We start from the raw sequence: 21,129 nt of genomic DNA on the forward strand, positions 1-21,129 counted from the left end.
TTGGCTTCTGTGTTTTCATATGCCACCGACGAGAAACGCTTTCTGGCGCGGAAAATGCAACTGCCTCCTGCCAACTGCTACACTATCAACCTTGCTTCACGGCCAAGGTCGCCGCGTCGCGCACCCCAAGCAGTTGACCAGCCGCAAATGCGCCCGCAAATGCGGCCTCGCCCAGGCCAGCTCGCACGGTATCGATACACTGTTGCAGATAGTCGGCGTGCGAGCCTTCAAGAAGGTCGCGGCGGAAGTGAAACTCGCTGTAGATCTGCTTTGCCGTCCCAAGTAGTGTTGCAGCGCGCGCCGCATCATCGCTCAACCATGCCAGGTCGGCTGCTATCGCCAGCGTGTCCGCAAGCGCCTCCATGTTCCACACATCCAGAAAGGTCTGCACGCACAGCGCCATCGATGCCTGTGCCTGCGCGTAGTCGCCCCGGCGCAAGGCCACGCGCGCGAGCTGCACATGCCAGTCGGCGGCGGCCGAGCGATTATTGGCAGCGCTCGTGATCGCGATGCTTTCCTCAAATGCCGCCTGGGCCGCCGCATCGTCGCCACGCGCAAACGCGATACGCCCGAGGTTGCCGATTGGGAAAGCGATGATATCCTGGTCGCCTGACGAGCGAAATGCCACGACGCTCTCACGGTATAGCTGCTCTGCACGTGCCATATCGCCAGCGCCGCGAAAACGGTCGCCCAGGTTGTAGAGAATGTTGCCAGCGTTCCAATGGTCGCCAGCCAGGCGCGCCAGCCGCAAGGCGTCTTCGTTCATCGCAATCGCTGCTGCTGGCTCTTGTTCGAGGTAGCTGCCTGAAATGCGCGCCCAGGCCATGGTCGCCGTGTCGTTGAGCGCGTCGCTCATGGGCCACCCTTGCCTGAGCCATGCGCTGAACGTCGCAAAATCGCCCATGCGCCCCGGCAGGCTCGACACCCCCACCAGCGCCCGCGAATACCAGAGCGGGTCGGCATCGCCGGGAAGCGCAAAGACGCTGCGCGCCCATTGGGTGCCTTCGGCCCAGTGCCCGCGCCAGAACCAATAGAACCACATGCCGGCGATCAGCCGAACTCCCTGCTGCTTGTCTTCGCGTTTGATCGCCCAGGCGAGGGCGGAGCGGATATTCTCGCGCTCGGCTTCGTAGCGCGCATACCAGTGCCGCTGTTCCGCTGTGCGCAGCTGTGGCTCGGCGTGCTGAAGCAGATCGGTGAGCCAGCTCAGGTGTGTGTCGTGCGCCGCCGGTTCTTCTTCAGCCAGGCGCAGTTTCTCGTGCGCGTAGTCGCGGATCGTCTCCAGCAGCTTGTAGCGCGTTTCCTCCGCGCGCTCCTCGACCACAACCAGCGATTTATCGACCAGCGATGTCAGGAGATCCAGGCAGACAGCCGCATTGCTGTGCTGGGGTACGCGCCCGGCGACAATTGCCTCGGCTGCTTCGAGCGTCCAGCCGCCCGAAAAGACCGACAGAGCGCGCAATAGTGCTCGCTCGTCGTCATTGAGCAGGGCGTAGCTCCAGTCGATTGTGGCGCGCAGGGTTTGCTGGCGCGGCGCTGCGGTGGTGCGCGCGCTGGTCAGCAAATTCAGCCGATCAGTCAGACGTTCGGCGATTTGCTCAACCGATAAGGCCCGCACGCGCGCTGCCGCCAGCTCGATCGCGAGTGGCATGCTGTCGAGGTGGGCGCAGATAGCCGCAACGACTGGTGCATTATGCGGAGTAAGAACAAAATCATGCCGGGCGTGGCGGGCGCGGTTGGCAAATAGTTGCAGCGCATCATCGTCGCTCAGGGCAGGCACGCGCCACGTCAGCGCGCTCAGGGTGCCGAAGGCTTCGCGGCTGGTTGCCAGAATCTGGAGGTGGGGGCAGGCCCGCAGCAGAGTTTCTGCCAGATGCGCGCAGGCCATTAGCAGATGCTCGCAATTGTCGAGCACCAGCAGCGTGTGGTGTGGGCGCAGATGGTCGATCAGCACACGCTCTGCAGCCCGGTCGCTGACGTGCAGCAGACCGAGGGCGGCCGCGATTGTTTCGCTCAGGCGCGGTGGATCGCTGAGTTGGGCCAGCTCGGCAATCAGCACGCGCTTGTCGCCGTGGGAAGCCACGCGCGCGGCAAGCTCGTAGGCCAGGCGTGTTTTGCCCATGCCGCCTGCGCCAACCAGCACCAGCAGGCGCGTTTGTTCGAGCAGGTGCAAACCCTCGCGCACTTCGTCGGCGCGACCAATGAAATGCGTTAGTGCAAGCGCGTGATGCGCGAACAGGTCGGAGGCATCGTTCTGCTCGCTTGGAGTGCCAGGATTCTCCTGGCTGGCAGGGCGCGTGGTAGCACTGGCCAGCGCAATGAGCTGTTCGGCAAGGGCCGGGTTGCGTTCAAGCCCGAGCGCTTCCACAAAAAGCGAGCTAACGACATGCAGATCGGGCAATCGCTGGCCGTTTTCCAGGCGGTTGATCTGCTCGCGGCTGTAGCCTACCGCAATACCGAGGTCGCTCTGGGTCAGCCGGGCAGCGCGGCGCGCATAGCGCAACGCTTCGCCAAATGTTGTCAGTGTCGGCAGCGAGGCAGGGCGCGATGCACGATCCATAAGCTTGCCCATGTAAGCCGCACACCAACTCGATCACATGCATTGGTCACATCATGTCACCTGTGTGCGGGTGTTTGCTGCTATGCTGCTCGTGTGGCTTCGGTAAGAATGCAAGGAGTACAATACCATGACCATTCAGGAGCGGCAACTGCGTGCGGTTCGCGACGGTGAGGACACACTCTACCAGTCGATGACCGACCAGTTTCGGATCAAGGCCAGCAGCGCGGATACCGACGAGGCGTATACCGTGCTGGAGGTAATTGTGCCGCCCGGCGGCGGGCCGCCCGGATTGCACACCCACCCGCAGCAGGAAACGTTTTACATCCTTGAAGGCGAGTTCGCCATCGACACGCTGCGCGACGGCAGCCCGGCCAGCGAAGTGGTGCATGCCGGCGATGTGGTCAATGTCCCGGGAATGGCCCCGCATAACTATCGCAACGTTGGCGCAACGCCCGGTCGTTTCATGAGCGTGCAGGTTCCGGGTGGCTTTGATCGCTTCCTGCTCGAGCTGGGGGTGCCAGTCACCGACCCTGCCAACCCACCACAATTTTCCGAGGTGCCCGATATGCAGCGTGTGATGGAGATCTGTGCAAGGCATAACGTGAGCTTTGTACAACCCTAGTGCGCTTTCGGCGCAGGGATTAGGGGATGGGGAATAGGGGGTGGTGACTGCAATGCAGACGTTCTTCCATGATTTCCGCATCGCTTTATTGATAATTCACTGGCCCTCATCAAAGTCCCAAAAATTTATCCGCAGATTACGCAGATGAGAGACATCTATCTGCGTAATCTGCGTAATCTGCGGATTGATGGCGTTCCCATTCCAACCTTGACATGACCCTGATTACTGGTCGCCGCCTTGTTCGTGCCGAATACTCAGCGCGAGCGCTACCCCAGCGCAGGCATTCGGTCGGTCAGAATAAGCATGAGCTGCGAGGGATCGCGCAGCACCACGCCATCGGCGCTGCGCTCGGCCGCAATGCCCGCCGCCTGCGCGCGCTCCACCAGCCGCTCGATGTCGGCGGCGCTCGGCAGCACCAGCGTGAAGTAGCGCATTCCAAGGGCATCGGCGGGCGCTGGCGGGATATTTTCGCCCTTCCAGGTGTTGAACGCCACGACATGCGGCTGCTGCGCATCCAGGCCGACTTCGCCCATGCGAAACGCGCTGAACATCGGCCCTTGCTCGAAGCCAAGCACGCCCGCGTAAAAACGCATCGAGCTGTCGAGGCCCGCCGCGTACAGGTGCATATGCCCGATGCGCATGCCTTCGGGCAAGGGCGTATCAAGCTGGTCGCTTTCGTCCAGCTCGGCAAACAGCGCCTCGACATCGAGCGGGTCGCGCCCGCTGCCCACGCGCCCGTCGGCGTAGCGCACGCGCATCTGGCCGTTGTGTACCTCAAACACGGCGTCGTCGAGCGAGCGCACATACAGCTCGATTGTATTGCCTTCAAGATCATCCAGGTAGGTCGTTTTCGAAACGCCATGGTCGGTGGGCGAATTGGGGTAGCGCAGCGCAAACAGCCGCGCAATCGCGCGCGCCAGCTCTTTGCGGCTGGGGTAGAGAATGGCGAAGTGGTACATGCCCGTGGCGCGCTGCACGCGCCGCGCAGCCGGGTTCTCGCTCAGGCGCAGCAGCACCTCGGCGGCCGTGCCAAGTGCGGCTTCCGCACCGTCGCGCCAGTGCAGCGTGAAGCCGAGTACCTGCGTGTAAAAGGCGATCTGCCGCTCCAGGCTCGCGACGGTGAGGTGAACGTGGCCGATGCGCGTGGTGGACGGGATGCGGAACGGAATGGTTTCGGTGGATTGAATATCGCTGATCATTGTTCTATGCCCTTGAATGCTGCTGAAAGTAAACTACTGGCCCCTGATTCCTGGCCTCTGACTCCTGCCTCCTGACTCCTGGCATCATTATATCGCAGCGCGGCGGGCTGTGCTGCCCACTACGCGCCAAACGCATACCTCAGCAGCAGCCCAAGCAGGCCCGCGCCCAGCACAATCCCGGCGACGGCGGTTTTCGCCTTCCAGGTGTACACTGCCAGCAGCGCCACGCCAAAAATCAGCGCCGCCTGCCAGCTTGTGAGCGTGGCGCGCGCAATATCGAGCGCCACCGCCGCGATCAGCCCCACCACGCCCGCCGTCACACCGTCGAGAAAGGTGTGCACGCCCGGCATGGAAATCAGCCGCTCAAGGTAGTCGTGCCCGACCAGCGTGAACGCAAAGGCGGGCAGGAAAATGCCGAACGTGATCGCCAGCGCGCCGAGTGCGCCGCCGCCCGCGTAGCCAACAAATGTCGAAAAGATGATCAGCGGGGCCGGCAGAATGCCCGACAGCGCGATGCCGTCGAGGAACTGCTGGTTGCTCATCCACCCGCCAGCCACCACAGCGTCGTTCTGCAAGAAAGGGATGGCCGTGTACGCGCCGCCAAAGGTCAGCAGGCCGGCGCGCAGCCCCGAAACCAGCAAGCCCAGCGTCGAGGTTGTTCCCGGCGCGGTGGCACTGCGCGCTGCTGCTGCCGCCGCCACAGGCGCGCCTGCGCCACTGAAGAAGAACAGCGCCGCGCCGACCAGAAAAGCAATTTCCAGTGCAATGGCGGCTGCACGCCAGCCGCGCCTGGAGCACACATAGGCCGCGCCCGCCACCAGCAGCGTGATCGCAAAATGTACGCCCAACGTGCTGCCAATGCCCGCCGCCAGCGCAATCGCAAGCAGCCAGCGGTCGACGAGCGCGTGCGCGCCAATGCGATGGATGGCGCGAATGATCAGCGCGACGACGGCGGCCTGAAAGCCAAAAAACACGCCCTGAAACAGCGCCGAGCTGATGCCGTAGGTGAAATAAAACCACGACAAGGCGAACATCAGCACGAAGCCCGGCAGCATAAAGCCCAGGCCAGCCAGAAAGCCGCCGACGCGCCCGCCAGCCAGGTAGCCAAAGTACACGCACAGCTCGTGCGCTTCCGGGCCGGGCAGCACCTGATACACCGCCAGCACGCGGTTGAAGCGCTCGTTCGAGACCCAGCGCTCTTCGTCTACCAGCTCCTGGCGGATCATGGCGATCTGCGCGACCGGGCCGCCCCAGGCCAGCAGCCCAAAGCGCAGAAAACGCAGGAACAGCCGCCGGTACGATTCGCGTGGCGGCTGCTCGGCGGCAATGGCCGTTTCATGCATAGTCGTTTGTTTCTCCGCCGTTTTGCTCTCGGCTGTAGCGAATTATCAGGAAAGTTATGAGGAAGTCTGAAAAAATTTCCGCATTGTAATCACCAAAACCTATCCGCTATCCCTTATCCCCTGCGCGGAAAGCGCATTAGGGAGTGTAACGGCAGCCGCGTGCTTACGCAAATCGAAACCGACGCAAGGCGAGCACAAGGCTAGCGCTGCGTCGGTGTGCAGAGCAATATAATTTTGCGCGTATCAGAGCGTAATTGGCTGCACATCCGCGGCGGCCAGCGCGCTTTGCACTAGCCCCAAAGCCAGAAATGCTGCGCGCATCTCCCCATTCTCAAGCTCGGCAACCAGCCCTTCCAGCAGCACGGTCGCCTGCGCAAATGCCGCCTGCGCCGCGCCCGCGTCGCCCGCGTGGGCGAGGGCCTGCCCAAGCGCAACCAGCGCCTGCGCCTGGTGGAACGGGTAGCCAATCGCCTGCCATTGCGCCGCCGCCTGCTGCAAGTGTTCCACGGCGCGTGCCATATCGCCCTCGCCCCACGCGACAATCCCACGCGCTTCGCTCAGGCCGGCGGCAGTAGCCGGCGCGTGAAACTGGGCGTCGGCGCGCTCGATCTGCGCGAGGCTGGCGCATACATCCGGCTCCATCGCGTCTGCGCGCCCGGCCAGCCAGCGGCACACCACCAGGTGCGACATCTGCGTGTCCCAATACACATGCTGGCCGCACAGCGCAACAAACTGGCGTGCCGCGCTGGTGGCCTGTTCGGCCTGCCCAAGCGCCGCGAAGGTGCGGATCTGCTGGGCGAGGTGCGGCCCGGTGGTGTGCAGCTCGGCGCGGTTCGCCACCAGGCTCTGCGCTTTTTCCAGCATCTCGCCCGCCTGCCCGGTGAGGCCCAGGTCGTTGCACATCCATGCAAACGCAATATCGGCCAGCAGTTCCAGGTAGCCGCTCGACTGGCCCTGCCCGATCCACGCGACCAGCTCTTCGTAGCGCATCAGGGCGCTTTCCCAGCAGCCGCAGAGCCAATCCAGCTTGGTGAGCGAAAGCAGTGCAAGGCCGGCATTCAGGTACATATAATGGCGCATCGCGTAGGCGTGCATGTCGGTGAACACCGCGCGCGCCTCGTCGGGCATGCCGTAGTAGGCCAGGCTGACGCCCAGGTTGTTGGCCGCCCGGCACGCGTCGTTAGGCAGAATAAGCTCAACTGAGCGCTGCCAACTGCGCCGCAGCATGGCGCGGCCCTGCTCGGCATCGCCAGCGCCAAAGCAGGCCGATCCGATATTCGCCAGGGCGTGGACCGCAACTTCCTCCGCGCCTAACTGCTCGGCCACGCTCAGCGCGCGCCGCCCCCAGGCGATCGCTTCGTCGTTTTCCGAGGCGAGCATGTGCATCTGCGAGATCGAACTAACGGCCCAGGCCAGCTCGACGCTTGTGGGGCACTGCTCCAGCAGCGCCAGGGCGCGCTGGTAATGGTCCAGCGAACGCTCGCGCTGGCCCATTTCCCAGAACAAGCGGCCCAGCAGGCGTTGCATCGCGCCAGCGCCTTCCAGATTGCCCAGCTTTTCATACAGCGCGTATGCCGCTTCGATCTGCGCGCGCGCTTCTTCCAGATGCCCGCGCTGCCACTGGCATTCGCCAAGCATGCGCGTCGCGCCAGCCCGCCCGCGGAGATCGGCCTGCGGCCAGGCTGCGAGCGCCACCGCGTAGAAATGCACTGCTTCCACCAGCGCCGCCGCCCGGCGCGCCTGGTTGCCAGCTTCCAGATAGTAGGCGGCGGCCTGCGCGGGCAGCTGCGCCGCGCCGAAATGCCAGGCCAGCGAACCAGCAATTTCGGTGGCGCGCTCGCCATAGAGCGATTCGAGCGCGTGCCCAACGGTTTCGTGCTGGTAGACGCGCTCGATCTCGTCGAGTGTGTTGTAGAGGTAGCGCTGAATCAGGATGTGCTGGAAACGGTAGCGCGAAAGCCGCAGATCGCCGTCGCGCCGCACGCCCAGCGCCTGCACCAGCCGGTGCGTCTGGTCGAGCTCGCGGCTGATCTGGCGCACAATGTCGTGCTCATTGGTGCCAAGCGCGCGCGCAAGCACCTCGGCGGTGAACTCTTCGCCCTCGACGCTCGCAACTTGCAGCAGCTCGCGCAGCCGCGCATCCAGCCGCCCAACGCGCTCGCCAATCGCGCCTTCCACGCGCGCGGGCAGGCTGCTCCACACCAGCTCGGGCAGCGCTTCCCACAGCCCGGCGGCGTTGCGCGCCAGCATGCCATGCTCTTGCAGGTCGCGCAGCAATTCGATTGTGAACAGCGGGTGGCCGGCAGTTTGCTGGTACAGCGCGGCGCGAAACGCTTCGTCGAGCTGGTTTGGCTCGGTGTCGATCAGCGCATCGACAAACGCCCGCCCTTCGGCGCGGCTCAGGTCCAGCACGATCTCGCCGAAATCGCGCCGCAGCTCGTTCAGCACGCGCTGGAGCGGGTGGCGCTGCCCGTCGCGACCGATCGCAACCTCGGCGGGGCGGTACGCGCCCACAATCAGCACGCGCTGCCCGCGCAGCCGCCGCCCAAGGTGCAAGAGCAAATCGCTTGAGCCTGGGTCGGCCCACTGGAGGTCGTCGAGCAGCAGCAGCAGCGGCGCGTGGCGGGCCAGCGCCTGCAGCACGCGCGCATACTGGTCGAACAGGTCTTGCTGCTGCTGGCCGCCCGGCGCGCTGGCCCGGCGCTCGGCGAGCGCGTGCAGCTCGGGCACGAACTGCGCCGCTGCGGCCGTGCGCGTGGCGCGCTCAAGCAGGCGCGGGGCCGAAACAAAGGTTCCCACCAGATCGGGGCCAGCTTCGAGCAGGGCTTGGGTAGCGGCGGGCAGCAAGTCGCGCAATCGCTCGGATGGCCCGCCCGGCAGGTCGGCTGCGGCGTTGCGCGCTTCAACATTGCCGGTCAGCAGTTCAAGAATTTCGCGAAATGGCAGGTATGGGTCGCCGTGGCCGGTGTAGGCGTTGCAACTGCCCCAGGCCACGAGAAGATCGGGATGCGCCTGCTGGGCCTGCCTCGCAAAGGCGTGGAGCAGCGCGCTCTTGCCCTGCCCGGCGTCGCCCACCACAAAAAGCACGCCGTTGCGCCCGGCCACGGCAGCGTCGAGCAAACCGTGCAGGCGGTCGAGCTCCTGCTCGCGGGCGACATAGCGCAGCGCCCCGGTGTCGGCGGGCTGCGGCGGATTCGTGGCTGGCGCGCGCTCGATTTCGGGTGCAGGTGTGGGCGGCGGTGGCGCAGCAGCGGGTGGGAGGGCGCTCGCGGCGGGGGCTGGCGCGGCAAACTGGCGGGCACGAATGCTGGCATGCAGCGCAGTTGTTTCTTCCTCGGGGCTGGCGCCCAGCTCGGCCTCGAGAATGCGCGTGCATTCCTGATACTGCCGCAGCGCGGCGGCGTGCTGCCCGGCCCAGGCATACAAACGCATCAGCGTGCGGTGCGCCGGCTCGTGGAGCGCGTCGAGCGCCACCCAGCGCCGCCCGACCAAAATCGCCGCTTCCCATTCCTGCTGCGCGCGATACGCCTGAATAAGCTGCTCGAGCACCTGGCCGTAGAGCTGGCGCAGGCTTTCGCGCTGGAAAAACTGCCACTCATCAAAGGCCGGGCTGTCGGGCAGCGTAAAGCCTTCCAGCATGTCGTCGGCATACAGGTCGGCGGCGGCGCGCAGGCGCGCAATGCGGGCAGTTTGGTCGTCGTCGGCGGTGGCGGCCAGGCCAGCGGTGGCGTGCTGGCGAAACGCGGCGCTGTCGAGCCAGATGTCGGCGCCGGGCGCGATGCGCAGCGTTTCGCCAGCGCTTTCGATTATGCCCTCGCCAATGGCCTGGGTGAGCCGGTGCAGCGTGCGGCGCAGGCGCGTGCGGCCCTCGCGCTGATCGCTTTCGGGCCACAGCATGGTCGCAAGCGCATCGCGGCTATACACGCGACCGCTCACCGCAAGGTAGGCAAGCAGCGCGAGCGCCTTGCGCAGATTGATCTCAAGCGGCCGGCCGTCGCGTTCCAGGCGGGGCTGGCCGAGAACGAACACATTCAGACGCGCCATGATGCACTCCTGTTGTGCCGCAATCGTAGGGAATTTTCGCCATTTCGGCAACCTTCTTAAGAACGACATCTGTTGGACGCGCCAGGCGACACGCAGGGGACAGGGTCATCTTACACTAGCGATCAATCAGTGCGATGCACTATCGCTGGCTATAGAGAGGAAAACCGATGACGCAGGGGCAACAGTTCACCTCACAGCCGCCCGTCTTTCGTACCCGGCACGGCGCGTTTGTGCGCATGCACCAGGCTAACCCAAACGATGCAGTGCTGATTTATACACTGCTGAGCCAGGCATCCGAGCGCGCGCTTCAGCTGCGCTACATGCGCTCGGGGCAGTTCCATACCGAAATGCTCTGGCTCGAAGCCCAGCGCATGGCGCAAACTGCGTCGCCGGAACAAACAACGCTGCTGGCGACGACCTGGCACAATGGCTTTGAAGAGTTCATTGCTGTTGCCGAAATGGTGCGCGACACGCGGCTGGGTGGCGGGGCGGAGATCGCGTTTCTGGTGCGCGACGACATGCAGCAGCAGGGTGTGGCGACGCGCCTGTGCCGGCGATTGATCGACATCGCGCGCGGCCAGGGCATCAGCCACCTCGACACTGCAATGTTTGCCGAGAACTTCGGCATGCGTCGCCTGATCACCAGCCTGGGGCTGCCGTACACCTCCTCAACGTCGTATGGCGAAACCACCATGCGCATCGCGCTGCTGGATCATGCGAAAGAAGCGAGTGTCGCCTCTGCTGCGTACAAGCTCGCCGCATAACCATTCGTTATTCGCACAGGCAGGCGTGCACAGCGCCTAACGTACAAAAGGAAAGAAAGGCTTCTCATGAAAAGCGTTCGTTCGCTCCCGGCCAGGATCGTGATCGTTGCGATGCTGCTGCTGGCCCAGGCGCTGATGGTGCCATTCGCGGCCGCTGCCGAGCCGCCCGCCGTGCCCAGCAAAATCGCGGTGCCGGCTGGCTCTGCGCTCTTATTCAGCCGCCATGCGCGCGGTGTGCAGGTGTATGCGTGTGTGAATAGCGCGTGGGCGCTGCATGCGCCGCGTGCCATCCTGTTCAACCCCAAGAGCAATAGGGCCGATGGCTTTCACTACGGCGGGATCGACCGCGACCGGGCGGCCGGCCCGTGGTGGGAATCCATTCGCGACGGCAGCGCAGTGCGTGGCGCGCGTGTCGACGGCGTGCCCAGCCCCGACCCAAACAGCATTCCGTGGCTGTTGCTGGCCGTGGTGGAGCATAGCGGCGCGGGCGAGTTCTCGCCGGTCACGCACATTCAGCGCCTGAACACCAGCGGCGGCGCCAGCCCAAGCGGCGCATGCAAGCCCGGCATGATGCGCAGCGTGCCCTACACCGCCGATTATTTCTTTTACGCGGCGCCGTAATAGCACCGACGACTGGAACGCAAAGGCGCGAAGGGCCACGATTTTGTGGCCCTTCGCGCCTTTGCTGTCAGATCGCGCTAAAGCTAGCCAGCCGCCGGCCAGATATTCACTTTCACCGGGCGCAGGGTCACCACCACGCGGCTTTCATCCGGCCCGTCCATTGCGCGCAGGTCTGCGCCGCCATATTTCGCGCCGAGCTTGCTGGCGAAAACGTAGTCGGTGTCGGGCGCGATCTCGGCGATGGCGCGAATTTCCAGCGTGCGGTAGGGGTTCGCAGGGTCGAGCACGAAAAAGGTGCATTCGGCGTGCCGCCCGAGGTTTTTGGTCTTCTGCCGGGTGGTATTCAGCGAAAGCTTGACCAGGCCATCGTCGTCGTAGAGAAACCACAGCGCGGTGACTTGCGGGAAGCCGTCGTGGCCCTGCGTGGCAAGCATGCCAACGCCCGCCGCCAGCAGATCGGCGTGCGATCCGGGAATTGTGGGATGTGTTGTCATAAGTTTGGAAACGTCCTTCGCTGTGTTTATGCAGTAAATCGACCATAGGCCACAAAGGCAGCCAGCAATAATAATACCAGATTGACAACAAGCATCGGGTTTTCGTGGCGGCGCAGGTGCGTTGCCATCGCGCCCAGCATGGTTAGCACCAGGCCCGCCGCCGCCAAGGGCGTGAGCCAGGGCAGAATGCCGGTGACCAGCGGCAGAATCAGGCCAATCGCGCCCAGCAGCTCCAGGCCGCCGATCAGCTTCACCGTATTTGGCGCAAAATCGTTAACCCACGGCATCTGCGCGGCGAGTTTCTCTTTTGGCTGGGTGAGCTTCATCAACCCGGCCATTCCAAAGGCCAGCGCGAGAAGCCCTTGGACAACCCAGAGTGCTACGTTCATGGTACCATTCCTTTTGTTTTTTAGGCCATAGTTGTTGGCTAGGCAACAAGTGTTGTGAATAGTATGCGCGTTGCCAGTAGCGCCTGTCAACCATCAGATATGCGGCTTTGTCGCTTAGGCAACAAAACTGGTAAAATGTCGTTTAACCTGCTTCAATGTTCAGGGAATCTCGGTGGCTGGCTATTCTGGAGCTGTGTAAGCGCATTTGGCAATATCTGTTGACTAGGCAGCACGCGTCGGGTATAGTTGGTGACGACCGAAGACTGTAGGGTTCACCACGGAGACACAGAGGCACGGAGGTTTTGAGTTCTTGGTTCTCGGTTCTCGGTTCTGAGGTTCTTGGTTCGTAGCTCACTAAAAACTCAGCACTCAACATTCAAACCTGTCACGCGCCCAGGAGTTAGCCCATGATCGCTGCCGAAGCCCGCATCGACCCGCGCATCACCCGCACGCACAAGCTGCTGGTGGATGCCTTTGTCGCGCTGCTGTCCGAAAAGGACTTTGAAGACATCACCGTGCAGGACATTGCCGCGCGCGCCACGGTCAATCGCGCCACCTTCTACGCGCACTTCACCGACAAATACGCCCTGGTCGATGAGCTGACGCGCATGGGCTTCACCCAGATGCTGCAGCAGCGCCAGTCCACCCGCGCCACCAACGCGGTCGATCAGCTCCGGCAATTGTTTCTGGCTGTGTGCGACTATCTGGCCTTTCTGCAAGACCACTGCAAGCACAAGAGCGTCACCATATTTGACTCTCTGGCGGAGGTGCAGATCAAAGCGCAGCTCCGCGAGCAGGTGCGCGCGGCCATGCTCGAGCGCAGCGCGCCCCGCACGCATAGCCACCCGCGCCTGGAGCTGCTGACGACGATTGTCAGTTGGGCGATCTATGGCGCGGCAATGGAGTGGAGCCAGCGCCCCGGCGCGCAGCCTGCCGAGGCCTTTGTGGACGAGGCGCTGCCGCTGATCGCGGCCAGCATCGGCGCGTTCGAGGAGCAGGCTTGTTAGCGATGCGGAAATTGGGAAAGAACAGCTGCATTGCAATCGCCAATCCCTATTCCCCAGGGCCATGTCAAAGTTGGATTGGGGACCAGATCTATCCACAGATTACACAGATATGGGAACTATAATCTGCGTAATCTGCGTAACCTGTGGATGAATTTTGGGACTTTGGCATGACCCTGCCCATCCCCTAACCCCTGCGCTGAAAGCGCGCTAGCGTGGTATCATCTCAGGCGCAAGACGACTGGCCAGAAGAGGATGCCATGAAGCTGATCAATGCCGTGCCCGCAGGCTGGCGCGACGTGCTGGCCGAGGAATTCGAGCAGCCCTACATGCACGACCTCGCCGCCTTTGTGGCCGAAGAGCGCCGCTCCTACACCGTCTACCCGCCCAAAACCGAGGTCTTTAGCGCGCTGGCGCTTACACCCTACGACGACGTGCGCGTGGTGATTCTGGGCCAGGACCCCTACCACGGCCCGAATCAGGCCCATGGGCTGGCCTTCTCGGTGCGCAAAGGTGTGCGCCCGCCGCCCTCGCTGGTGAATATCTTCGCCGAGCTTGAAACCGACCTGGGCATCGCGCCTGCGCCGCACGGCTACCTGGCCGAGTGGGCCGAGCAGGGCGTGCTGCTGCTGAACACGGCGCTGACGGTGCGCGCTGGCGTGGCCAATTCGCACAAGGGCCACGGCTGGGAGCAGCTCACCGACCGCATCATCGAGCTGGTGAGCGCGCGCGAGCAGCCGGTGGTGTTTGTGCTGTGGGGCAGCCCGGCGCAGCGCAAAATGGCACTGATCGACACCCGCCGCCACACGATCATCCGCTCGGTGCACCCTTCGCCACTTTCCGCTGCAAATGGCTTCTTTGGCAGCCGCCCCTTTTCCAAGGTCAATGCCGCGCTGGAGCGCTATGGCGAGCCACCGATCGACTGGCAGCTTTCGCCCTGACAGTATTCAGGAAAGGTCTTACGCAGTTGCGCTACTTGGCATTCCAACGGCGTGCTTTTCGCCTGCGGCAGCAAGGTGCTTTCTATTATTTTATATGCAGTTTTCCGCGCTCCGCGCGGAAAACTGCATATAAGAAAACGTTGAGTACCGCTCTGCCGAAGGCTAAAAATGCGGACCGCGTAAGTCCTGTCAGTAAGCGGTTTTAGTACCACATGCAATCATCCGTAGCTGAGCATCAGGTGTTGACAACGTAGCAGCTTCACAATATACTCCACAAATGAATGAACGATTCATTCATTTGCGGAGTGAGCCATGCAACAGCCCGACCAACCTACACGCATACCCCCCGAAGCGCAGCGCAGCAACATTCTCGCCGCCGCCCGGCGCGTGTTTGCGCACAAGGGCAAGGCCGCCACCATGGCCGATATTGCGCAGGCGGCTGGCGTCAGCCAGGGGCTGGCCTACCGCTACTTTCCCGGCAAAGACGCAATCTTTCGCGAGCTGGTCGAACAGGCGCTGACGCAGGCGCAGATCGACACAACTTCCCCCGCCGACGCGCCATCTTCAACGCCCGGCCAGCGCCTGGCAGCCCTGGTCACGCAGATGGTCGAATACCGGCGCGACAACGTCGAGTTCTTCCAGCTGCTCGATCAGGTCGTCAACTCCGGCCAGCCGCCCGACGACATCACCGCCATGATTCGCAGCCGCCGTACGGCATTTCTGGCCGAGCTGCGCGCGCTGATCGTTGCGGCGCAGGCCAGCGGCGAGTGCGCCCCCGACGACCCCGACCAGCTTGTGCTGGCGATTGCTGCCTGTCTCGACGGGCTGACACGCTTTGGCCTGCACCAGCCCGAACGTTTCGCCGCGCTATGCCCCCGCCCAGAAATCATTCTGCGCTTGCTCAGGCCGTAAGCGCACACTAGCGAGAAAGAAACACCCATGCGCGCCAAAGGCATCAACTACGACACGGGCTTTTTCAACAAGGGCGCAAGCTCGCGCGAGCCGTTCGACCTTGCGGAGGTGCGCCGCGAACTGGCGATCATTCGTGACGATTTGCATTGCAACGCGGTGCGCGTGACTGGCGGCGACGCCGCGCGACTGGATGCGGCTGCGCAGATTGCCGCCGAGCTTGGGCTGGAGGTGTGGTTCGCGCCCTTCACATGCGACCTGAGCGAGGACGAAATGCTCGACCTGCTGGCCGATTGCGCCGAGCGCGCCGAGCGCATACGCGCACGGGGTGCGGCGCTGGTGCTGGTGCTTGGCGCTGAGATCAGCCTGCTGAACCGGGGCTATATGCCCGGCGACACCCTTGGCGAACGGGTCGAGCTGCTGGCCGACCTGCCACGCCTGCGTGCGGCCATGCCCGCTGTGCCAGCGCGTGTAAATGCGTTTTTCGCCCGCGCCGTGCCGCTGGTTCGCGCGCGCTTCGGCGGGCCGATCACCTATGCGGCCATGCCTTTCGAGCAGGTGGATTGGGCGCGCTTCGACGTCATCGCGCTCGACAACTACCGCACCGCCGAGGTGGCCGACCGCTATGCCGACGCGATGCGCGCGCTGGCTGCGCAGGGCAAGCCGGCTGCAATCACCGAGTTTGGCTGCACGACCTACCGTGGTGCGGCCAGCCGCAGCTCGCGCAGCGGGGAGATTGTGGTGTGGGACGCCGAGACGGCCATGCCGGCCGGGCTAAATGGCGACTACGTGCGCGACGAAGCCGAGCAGGCGACCTACATCCGCGAGCTGCTGGAGATCTTCGACGCGGCAGGTATCGACAGCGCGTTTGTTTTCACGTTTGTGCAGTATGTGCTGCCCCACCGCGCCAACCCGCGCGACGACCTCGACATGGGTTCGTATGGCGTGGTGAAGGTGTATGAAGACCGCTTTGGCACGACCTACCCGGATATGCGCTGGGAGCCGAAGGCCGCGTTTGCGGCGCTGGCAGAGCACTACGGGCGCTGATCGCGCAAAAGCTGTGTAATGCGCTCGATCTGCCTGAGGTGCGGGCGCTCGTGCAGGGCGAGCCGATTGGCATAGGAATGCACGGTGAGTTCAAGCGGCTTGCCCGCGCCTGTGACTGTTGCGCCGCGCTGCCAATCTGCCGCTGGTAGCGATTCCAGCGCGGCCAGCAGCTCGGCGCGCTGCGCGGTGAAGGCCCGCAGCGAGCTGAAAAACTCCTGCGCGGGGTAGTCGGTGCGCTTGATCCAGGCGCGCGGGTTGATCGCGCGAATGGTCGGGTGCTGGCTGGCGAGCATGGCCGCGATCGCGCTGCCCCACATATCGGCGCAGGCGCGCATGTGCGCCAGCACCTCGTTCACCGACCATTCGCCGGCTTTGGGCGCGGCCTGCACTTGTGCGGCGGGCAAACCGGCGCAGGCGTCGGCGATGCGCTTGGGCGCGGCGGCAAGCAGGGCGACAAGCTCGGCGCTGGGGAGTGTTTCTTTCGCGATGGTGTGCTCCTTTCCGCTTCTGCTAGCGCCCGGTGCGGCTTTCTCTGGGGCATAGTCTATCATATTGTCGGTTTCACAGCGAGGGTTGTGCTGTGGCATTGTGCGCTTCGAGCTAGTTTGCTCGGCCCGCAGGATTGCCTGCCGGCACGGCTATGCTTTGATAGTGAAGCCAGTGCCACATTCAAGGCAGTTTGCTCAGGCCGCTGGCTGGGGTTTGGGGACTAGGGTTTGGGGTTTGGTACTGCGCCTGTTGCTGCCTCCAAACCCCCAGACCCAATACCCTAAACCCAAGAGTGCAGCTTGCTCAGGCCGCTGGCTGGGGTTTGGGGACTAGGGTTTGGGGTTTGGTGCTGCGCCTGTTTCTGCCTCCAAACCCCCAGACCCAATACCCTAAACCCAAGAGTGCAGCTTGCTCAGGCCGCTGGCTGGGGTTTGGGGACTAGGGTTTGGGGTTTGGTGCTGCGCCTGTTTCTGCCTCCAAACCCCCAGACCCAATACCCTAAACCCAAGAGTGCAGCTTGCTCAGGCCGCTGGCTGGGGTTTGGGGACTAGGGTTTGGGGTTTGGTGCTGCGCCTGTTTCTGCCTCCAAACCCCAGACCCAATACCCTAAACCCAAGAGCGCAGCTTGCTCAGGCCGCTGGCTGGGGTTTGGGGACTAGGGTTTGGGGTTTGGTACTGCGCCTGTTGCTGCCTCCAAACCCCCAGACCCAATACCCTAAACCCAAGAGTGCAGCTTGCTCAGGCCGCTGGCTGGGGTTTGGGGACTAGGGTTTGGGGTTTGGTACTGCGCCTGTTGCTGCCTCCAAACCCCCAGACCCAATACCCTAAACCCAAGAGTGCAGCTTGCTCAGGCCGCAGGGCCGCAGGGGCGGCGCCCGCCCCTGCACCCCGGCGTCGGGGCTATCGCCCCGAACCCCGAATTTCAGGTGGCCGCCACAGTATAAGATTGCTTCTCATGCCTCCGTTGTGCCAAAAAGCTGGCAGCAAACGATGAACGTATCATTGTTTATAGAAGCATTCAGGCTGGCACGCACTGTATCGTGTGATGCCTTGGCTGCATCCACAACGGAGGCATGACACACAAACATTTCGTTCTTGTGCCACGTTCTTTTTGGGTTCCAGGGCAGCGCCCCGGCAGAGTAGTGAGGCGCAGAGGACCGACACACTTGCGTACAAAGAAAGCCCTTAGCCTGCTTAGTCCTTTGCCTGCCCGATCCAGCCGGGCTCGGAGCCACGCTGCTGGCCGAGGTACATACGCATTTGCGCGCCATGTTCCTGAACGTGGCGCATGTTGTAGATGAGCAGTTCTGTATAGGTTGGTTCGCCCCAGTTAAAGCGCAACCGCCGTTCGGCCTGCTCGGCGGTTAGCGTGCCGAGGGTCGTGCGGCATTTCTGCCGGCAGTAATCGAGGTAGGTGCGCAGCTCAGCCTTGGCGTACACTCGCGCGGGGAGCAGCCCATTGGGATCGAATTCCGAAAGGTCAAACGGCTCTGGCGGCGTGAATGTCTCGGCATCGCCGGAAAGATAGAAATCGAGCCAGAACAGCGTGTGGTAGGCCACATACCAGAACTCCGCGAGATCCGGCCGCTCGGAGTGCTCGCCCCACATGGACTGCTGCCACAGCTCGTCGGGGCACTCATTCATCGCCTGCCCGAACATATCGATCGTGGCACCAAACTGCCGCCAGAGTATGCTGTTCAAACTGCTTTCCATCGTGCCTCCTTTGATGTTCGCTCGTCCTTCAAAATCCCCCTGCTTCTGCCGTCAATCGTGCGGGCATCAGGTGCCGGCCTGCGCGTTAAGCTCCAGCGACGCGCGCAGATAGCTCAGCGCCGCCGCGTCGTCGCCAGCGGCGCGGGCAGCCTCGGCGGCCAGCTCCAGCGCGCGCAGGGCGCGGGCCGGCTCTTCGGCCTGAAGCCAGTGGTGTGCGAGCTGCTGCCCATTGGTGGCGGCATCGCCAGCCGCTTCATACCATTCTGCGATGGCGCGGTGAATCTGCCGCCGCTGCGCGTACAGCAGCCGCGAGTACACCAGCTCGTGCGCGGCGGCATCGGCAAAGGCCCATCGCCGCGCTGCATCCTCCGCAGTGGCCGGGATCAGCAGGCCCAGCGTGGCCAGCGCGGCCAGCTCGGCCTTGCGCACTGCGCTGTCGGCAGGAAGTGGATGCGCCACCTGCACCATCGCTTCTTCAAACACCAGGCCAAGCACGCTGGCAACCTTGAGCGTAAGCTGAATCGCTGGCTCCAGCCGATCCACAACGCCGCTCAGGGCGTCGGGGCGGCGCTCGGCGAGCGGGCGGAACACCGTGACCGGGCGGGCTTTGCCCTTGACCGTGAGCGGCGGCAGCGTTTCAAATTGAACCTGGGCGCGCGCCAGCTCGTACACAGCCTCATCGCACAGAATGTCGTCGGCGGCCTGCATGAGCCGGGCAGCGAGGTTGGTGCGGTCGCTCAGCACGCCATAGGTGCGGCGGGTTGGACCGCCATACGCGCCGGCACGCATCTGCCCGTAGCTCATGCCAATGCGTACCCGCGAGACAAACGGCAGCTCGGGTGGTGGCGTGCGCAGTTCCAGTGCCGCCCGCACCGCCCGCAGGGCATCGTTCTCGTGGGCGATTGGCGCGCCAAAGGCGGCGTACAGGTAGCTGCCCTTGTCGCCAACGCTAAGCTGGATGAGCGCCGCGCCATAGCGTGCCAGCACGCCCTGCACCCAGCGCGTGATTGCGTCGAGCCGCTGCTGGGCAGCGGGGTCGTGCTCGTGATCCACGCCGTCGAAGGCGAGAAACAGCGCCGCCGCTGGCCGCAGCTCCGACAGAAAGGCGCTTTGCCCGCTGCGTACCCGATCATAGATTGGTTCGAGCAGCCAGGGGCGGAGCGTGGCATCGGCAAGCTGGCCGGGCGCAATTGGCGACCACGGCGCGGGCCGGGCCGGTTCGCGTACCGTCACGGGCGCAAATGCCACACCCGGCAGCGCGCTTGCGCGCCATTCACCCGGCAGGGCAGCCATGCCCGCTTCTTCCAGCGATGCAGCATCGGCCAGCACTTCGCCGGGGCCTGCCAGCTGCTCGCCCGCCGCCAGCCGATCCATGATCTGCCCGGCCAGCAATTCGATCTGCTGCACTGCCGGGTCGCCAACCAGCATGCGCCGCGCGCGGCCCGCCGCCACCGCCACCTTCAGGGTAAGCTGCACTTCCAGCCCGCCCGGCGTCGTCACCTGCCCAACGGCGGCCATGGCGCGCTGGAGTGCTGCGCCACAAGTAAGCGCGCGCGCCGCCGCCCCCCCATCAGGAGCTTCGCCAAACCAGCAGGTGATCGCATCGCCAGTGAATGTGATCACGCTGCCGCCATACGCATCGACTTCGGCGATCAGCGCGCCAAAAATGCGGTTGAGCCGCCGGGTTAGTTCTTCCGCGCCGCGCTGCAAACCCATTTCGCTGGCGAGTGCTTCGGTCAGCGGGGTGAAGCCAGACAGATCGGCTTCCAGCGCTGCGCCGTTCGCGCTGGGCGGCAGGTCTGCGCCGTGCAGCAGCGCGTGGCGGCGATCCAGGGGCAGGTAGACCGACACATCTTCGCCGCTGGCCTGCCGGCGCTCTTCGATATCCATGCGCAGCTGTTCGAGCTGCAAGCGCAGGCGGCGCTCGCGGGCATAGATCTCGGTGGCCATGCGCTGGAACACGCGCGCAAGCTGGCCTAGCTCGTCGGGGCGCTCGGCCACCGGGTCGAGGCTGGCAGGCTCGAAGCTAGTGTCTTCCACGGCAGCGGCGGCGCGCGTCACGCGGGTGACATTTTGCAGGTAGGCGCGCTCCTGGTCGCGCAGGTGCTTGGCTGCCAGCGAGGTGCTGAGCCGCGCGCGCAGCAGCGCGGCATTGAAGGGCTTGTGCAGGTAGTCGGTCGCGCCAAGCTCGATGCAGCGAATCGCGCTATCCAGCTCGTCTACGGCGGTAATCATGATCACCGGCAGCTCGCGCAGCGCCGGGTCGCCTTTGATCGCGGCCAGCACTTCGTAGCCGTCAAGGCGCGGCATCAGCACGTCGAGCAGCACAAGGTCGAAGGTTTCCGGCTCGGCGCGCAGAACCTCCAGCGCCGCTTCGCCATCGGCAGCGGCCAGGGTGCGGTGGCCCAGGTCGGCCAGGGCGCGGGCGAGCAGCTTGCGATTGACGAGGTTGTCGTCAACGATCAGGATATGGCTCATGGGCGGCGCAGCTCTAGCCTTCGGGCCGGGCAGCCAGCAGGGCGGCCAGCACGCGCTCGTACTCTGCGCCCGCCTCGGCCAGCATGGGCGCGGCGCCGTCGGTGCTGCCCTGCTTGCCGATATCTTCCAGCTGGCGAGCGAGTGTGGCGAGCGTGTGCGCGCCAAAGCCGGCGCTGTTCGATTTGAGCGAGTGGGCAGAGCGGCGCAGCAGGTCGGCATTGCCGCCAGCAACGGCCTGACCCAGATCGGCCAGCAGCTGCGGGCTATCCACGAGATAGGTGTCGATCATTTCGGCCAGAAAGGCTGTATCGCCGCCCACCATTTCAAGCATTGCTTGCAGGGCGGTGGGATCGAGTACGCGGGCGTCAGTCATAGCAGTTCCTCTTCTTGGGTCAGGGCGTATGCGATACGCCTGTTCGCAGGTGTGAAAGTTCGCAGGTTGCCGCCGGGGCGTATGCGATACGCCTGTTCGCAGGTTACTTCAAACTTCCACCCCAAATCTCTGTGTCTCT

17 protein-coding genes are annotated in these 21,129 nt (G+C 64.0%); 7 read left to right on the forward strand and 10 right to left on the reverse strand.

Annotated elements, in window-relative coordinates:
• Nucleotides 1-85: 85 nt before the first annotated feature.
• Nucleotides 86-2,560, reverse strand: a complete 2,475-nt coding sequence (locus M1P90_RS25240) for a helix-turn-helix domain-containing protein (protein ID WP_483698314.1) — start codon at nucleotides 2,558-2,560, stop codon at nucleotides 86-88.
• A 127-nt stretch (nucleotides 2,561-2,687) separates the two neighbouring features.
• On the opposite strand from M1P90_RS25240, the gene M1P90_RS25245 reads away from it, so the two are divergent.
• Nucleotides 2,688-3,182 carry a cupin domain-containing protein gene (locus M1P90_RS25245; RefSeq protein WP_483698315.1) on the forward strand — a complete coding sequence of 165 codons (495 nt, stop codon included), beginning with the start codon at nucleotides 2,688-2,690 and terminating at the stop codon, nucleotides 3,180-3,182.
• A gap of 266 nt (nucleotides 3,183-3,448) precedes the next feature.
• On the opposite strand, the gene M1P90_RS25250 is transcribed toward M1P90_RS25245, so the two are convergent.
• The 3 genes from M1P90_RS25250 to M1P90_RS25260 form a co-directional block, all read right to left on the reverse strand.
• Nucleotides 3,449-4,381, reverse strand: a complete 933-nt coding sequence (locus M1P90_RS25250; RefSeq protein ID WP_483698316.1) for a VOC family protein — start codon at nucleotides 4,379-4,381, stop codon at nucleotides 3,449-3,451.
• Nucleotides 4,382-4,500: 119 nt separating this feature from the next.
• Complete coding sequence (gene chrA / locus M1P90_RS25255; protein ID WP_483698317.1) at nucleotides 4,501-5,724, reverse strand: chromate efflux transporter; 1,224 nt, start codon at nucleotides 5,722-5,724, stop codon at nucleotides 4,501-4,503.
• Nucleotides 5,725-5,967: 243 nt separating this feature from the next.
• Complete coding sequence (locus tag M1P90_RS25260; protein ID WP_483698318.1) at nucleotides 5,968-9,768, reverse strand: ATP-binding protein; 3,801 nt, start codon at nucleotides 9,766-9,768, stop codon at nucleotides 5,968-5,970.
• Between the two features lie 167 nt (nucleotides 9,769-9,935).
• On the opposite strand from M1P90_RS25260, the gene M1P90_RS25265 reads away from it, so the two are divergent.
• Together M1P90_RS25265 and M1P90_RS25270 are read left to right on the forward strand one after the other, a co-directional pair.
• Entirely contained in the window at nucleotides 9,936-10,532 is a 597-nt protein-coding gene (locus M1P90_RS25265; protein WP_483698319.1) for a GNAT family N-acetyltransferase, read from the forward strand.
• A 66-nt stretch (nucleotides 10,533-10,598) separates the two neighbouring features.
• Nucleotides 10,599-11,153, forward strand: a complete 555-nt coding sequence (locus M1P90_RS25270; protein ID WP_483698321.1) for a DUF3455 domain-containing protein — start codon at nucleotides 10,599-10,601, stop codon at nucleotides 11,151-11,153.
• A gap of 83 nt (nucleotides 11,154-11,236) precedes the next feature.
• Here the strand turns inward: M1P90_RS25270 and M1P90_RS25275 are convergent, their stop codons facing one another.
• Both M1P90_RS25275 and M1P90_RS25280 read right to left on the reverse strand, forming a co-directional pair.
• On the reverse strand, nucleotides 11,237-11,647 hold the full coding sequence (locus M1P90_RS25275; protein ID WP_483698322.1) for a PPOX class F420-dependent oxidoreductase: 411 nt from the start codon (nucleotides 11,645-11,647) through the stop codon (nucleotides 11,237-11,239).
• Nucleotides 11,648-11,673: 26 nt separating this feature from the next.
• Nucleotides 11,674-12,036, reverse strand: a complete 363-nt coding sequence (locus M1P90_RS25280; RefSeq protein WP_483698324.1) for a DoxX family protein — start codon at nucleotides 12,034-12,036, stop codon at nucleotides 11,674-11,676.
• Between the two features lie 407 nt (nucleotides 12,037-12,443).
• Between M1P90_RS25280 and M1P90_RS25285 the strand changes: the two genes are divergently transcribed.
• The 4 genes from M1P90_RS25285 to M1P90_RS25300 all read left to right on the forward strand — a co-directional run bounded on the left by M1P90_RS25285 (nucleotide 12,444) and on the right by M1P90_RS25300 (nucleotide 15,937).
• A complete protein-coding gene (locus M1P90_RS25285) occupies nucleotides 12,444-13,043 on the forward strand; it encodes a TetR/AcrR family transcriptional regulator (protein ID WP_483698325.1) in 600 nt (199 codons plus the stop codon).
• Nucleotides 13,044-13,300: 257 nt separating this feature from the next.
• On the forward strand, nucleotides 13,301-13,981 hold the full coding sequence (gene ung / locus M1P90_RS25290; protein WP_483698326.1) for a uracil-DNA glycosylase: 681 nt from the start codon (nucleotides 13,301-13,303) through the stop codon (nucleotides 13,979-13,981).
• Nucleotides 13,982-14,293: 312 nt separating this feature from the next.
• The gene (locus M1P90_RS25295) at nucleotides 14,294-14,893 is read left to right on the forward strand and encodes a TetR/AcrR family transcriptional regulator (protein WP_483698327.1); all 600 of its coding nucleotides are present in this window, start codon (nucleotides 14,294-14,296) and stop codon (nucleotides 14,891-14,893) included.
• Between the two features lie 27 nt (nucleotides 14,894-14,920).
• Nucleotides 14,921-15,937: a hypothetical protein gene (locus M1P90_RS25300; protein WP_483698328.1), complete on the forward strand. Its 1,017-nt coding sequence runs from the start codon at nucleotides 14,921-14,923 to the stop codon at nucleotides 15,935-15,937.
• On the opposite strand, the gene M1P90_RS25305 is transcribed toward M1P90_RS25300, so the two are convergent.
• The 4 genes from M1P90_RS25305 to M1P90_RS25320 form a co-directional block, all read right to left on the reverse strand.
• On the reverse strand, nucleotides 15,925-16,488 hold the full coding sequence (locus tag M1P90_RS25305) for a DinB family protein (protein ID WP_483698329.1): 564 nt from the start codon (nucleotides 16,486-16,488) through the stop codon (nucleotides 15,925-15,927). The two genes, M1P90_RS25300 and M1P90_RS25305, sit on opposite strands and share 13 nt — an antisense overlap.
• Nucleotides 16,489-17,620: 1,132 nt before the next feature.
• Nucleotides 17,621-18,139 (reverse strand): DinB family protein, encoded by a 519-nt coding sequence (locus M1P90_RS25310; protein WP_483698330.1) that lies wholly within the window; start codon nucleotides 18,137-18,139, stop codon nucleotides 17,621-17,623.
• 66 nt (nucleotides 18,140-18,205) lie between these two features.
• On the reverse strand, nucleotides 18,206-20,617 hold the full coding sequence (locus M1P90_RS25315) for a response regulator (protein ID WP_483698331.1): 2,412 nt from the start codon (nucleotides 20,615-20,617) through the stop codon (nucleotides 18,206-18,208).
• Nucleotides 20,618-20,630: 13 nt separating this feature from the next.
• Nucleotides 20,631-20,990, reverse strand: coding sequence for an Hpt domain-containing protein (locus tag M1P90_RS25320; RefSeq protein ID WP_483698332.1), 360 nt, complete (start codon nucleotides 20,988-20,990; stop codon nucleotides 20,631-20,633).
• Between the last annotated feature and the right edge of the window lie 139 nt (nucleotides 20,991-21,129).

The sequence above is a fragment of the Kouleothrix sp. 19917 genome (genome assembly GCF_057073505.1).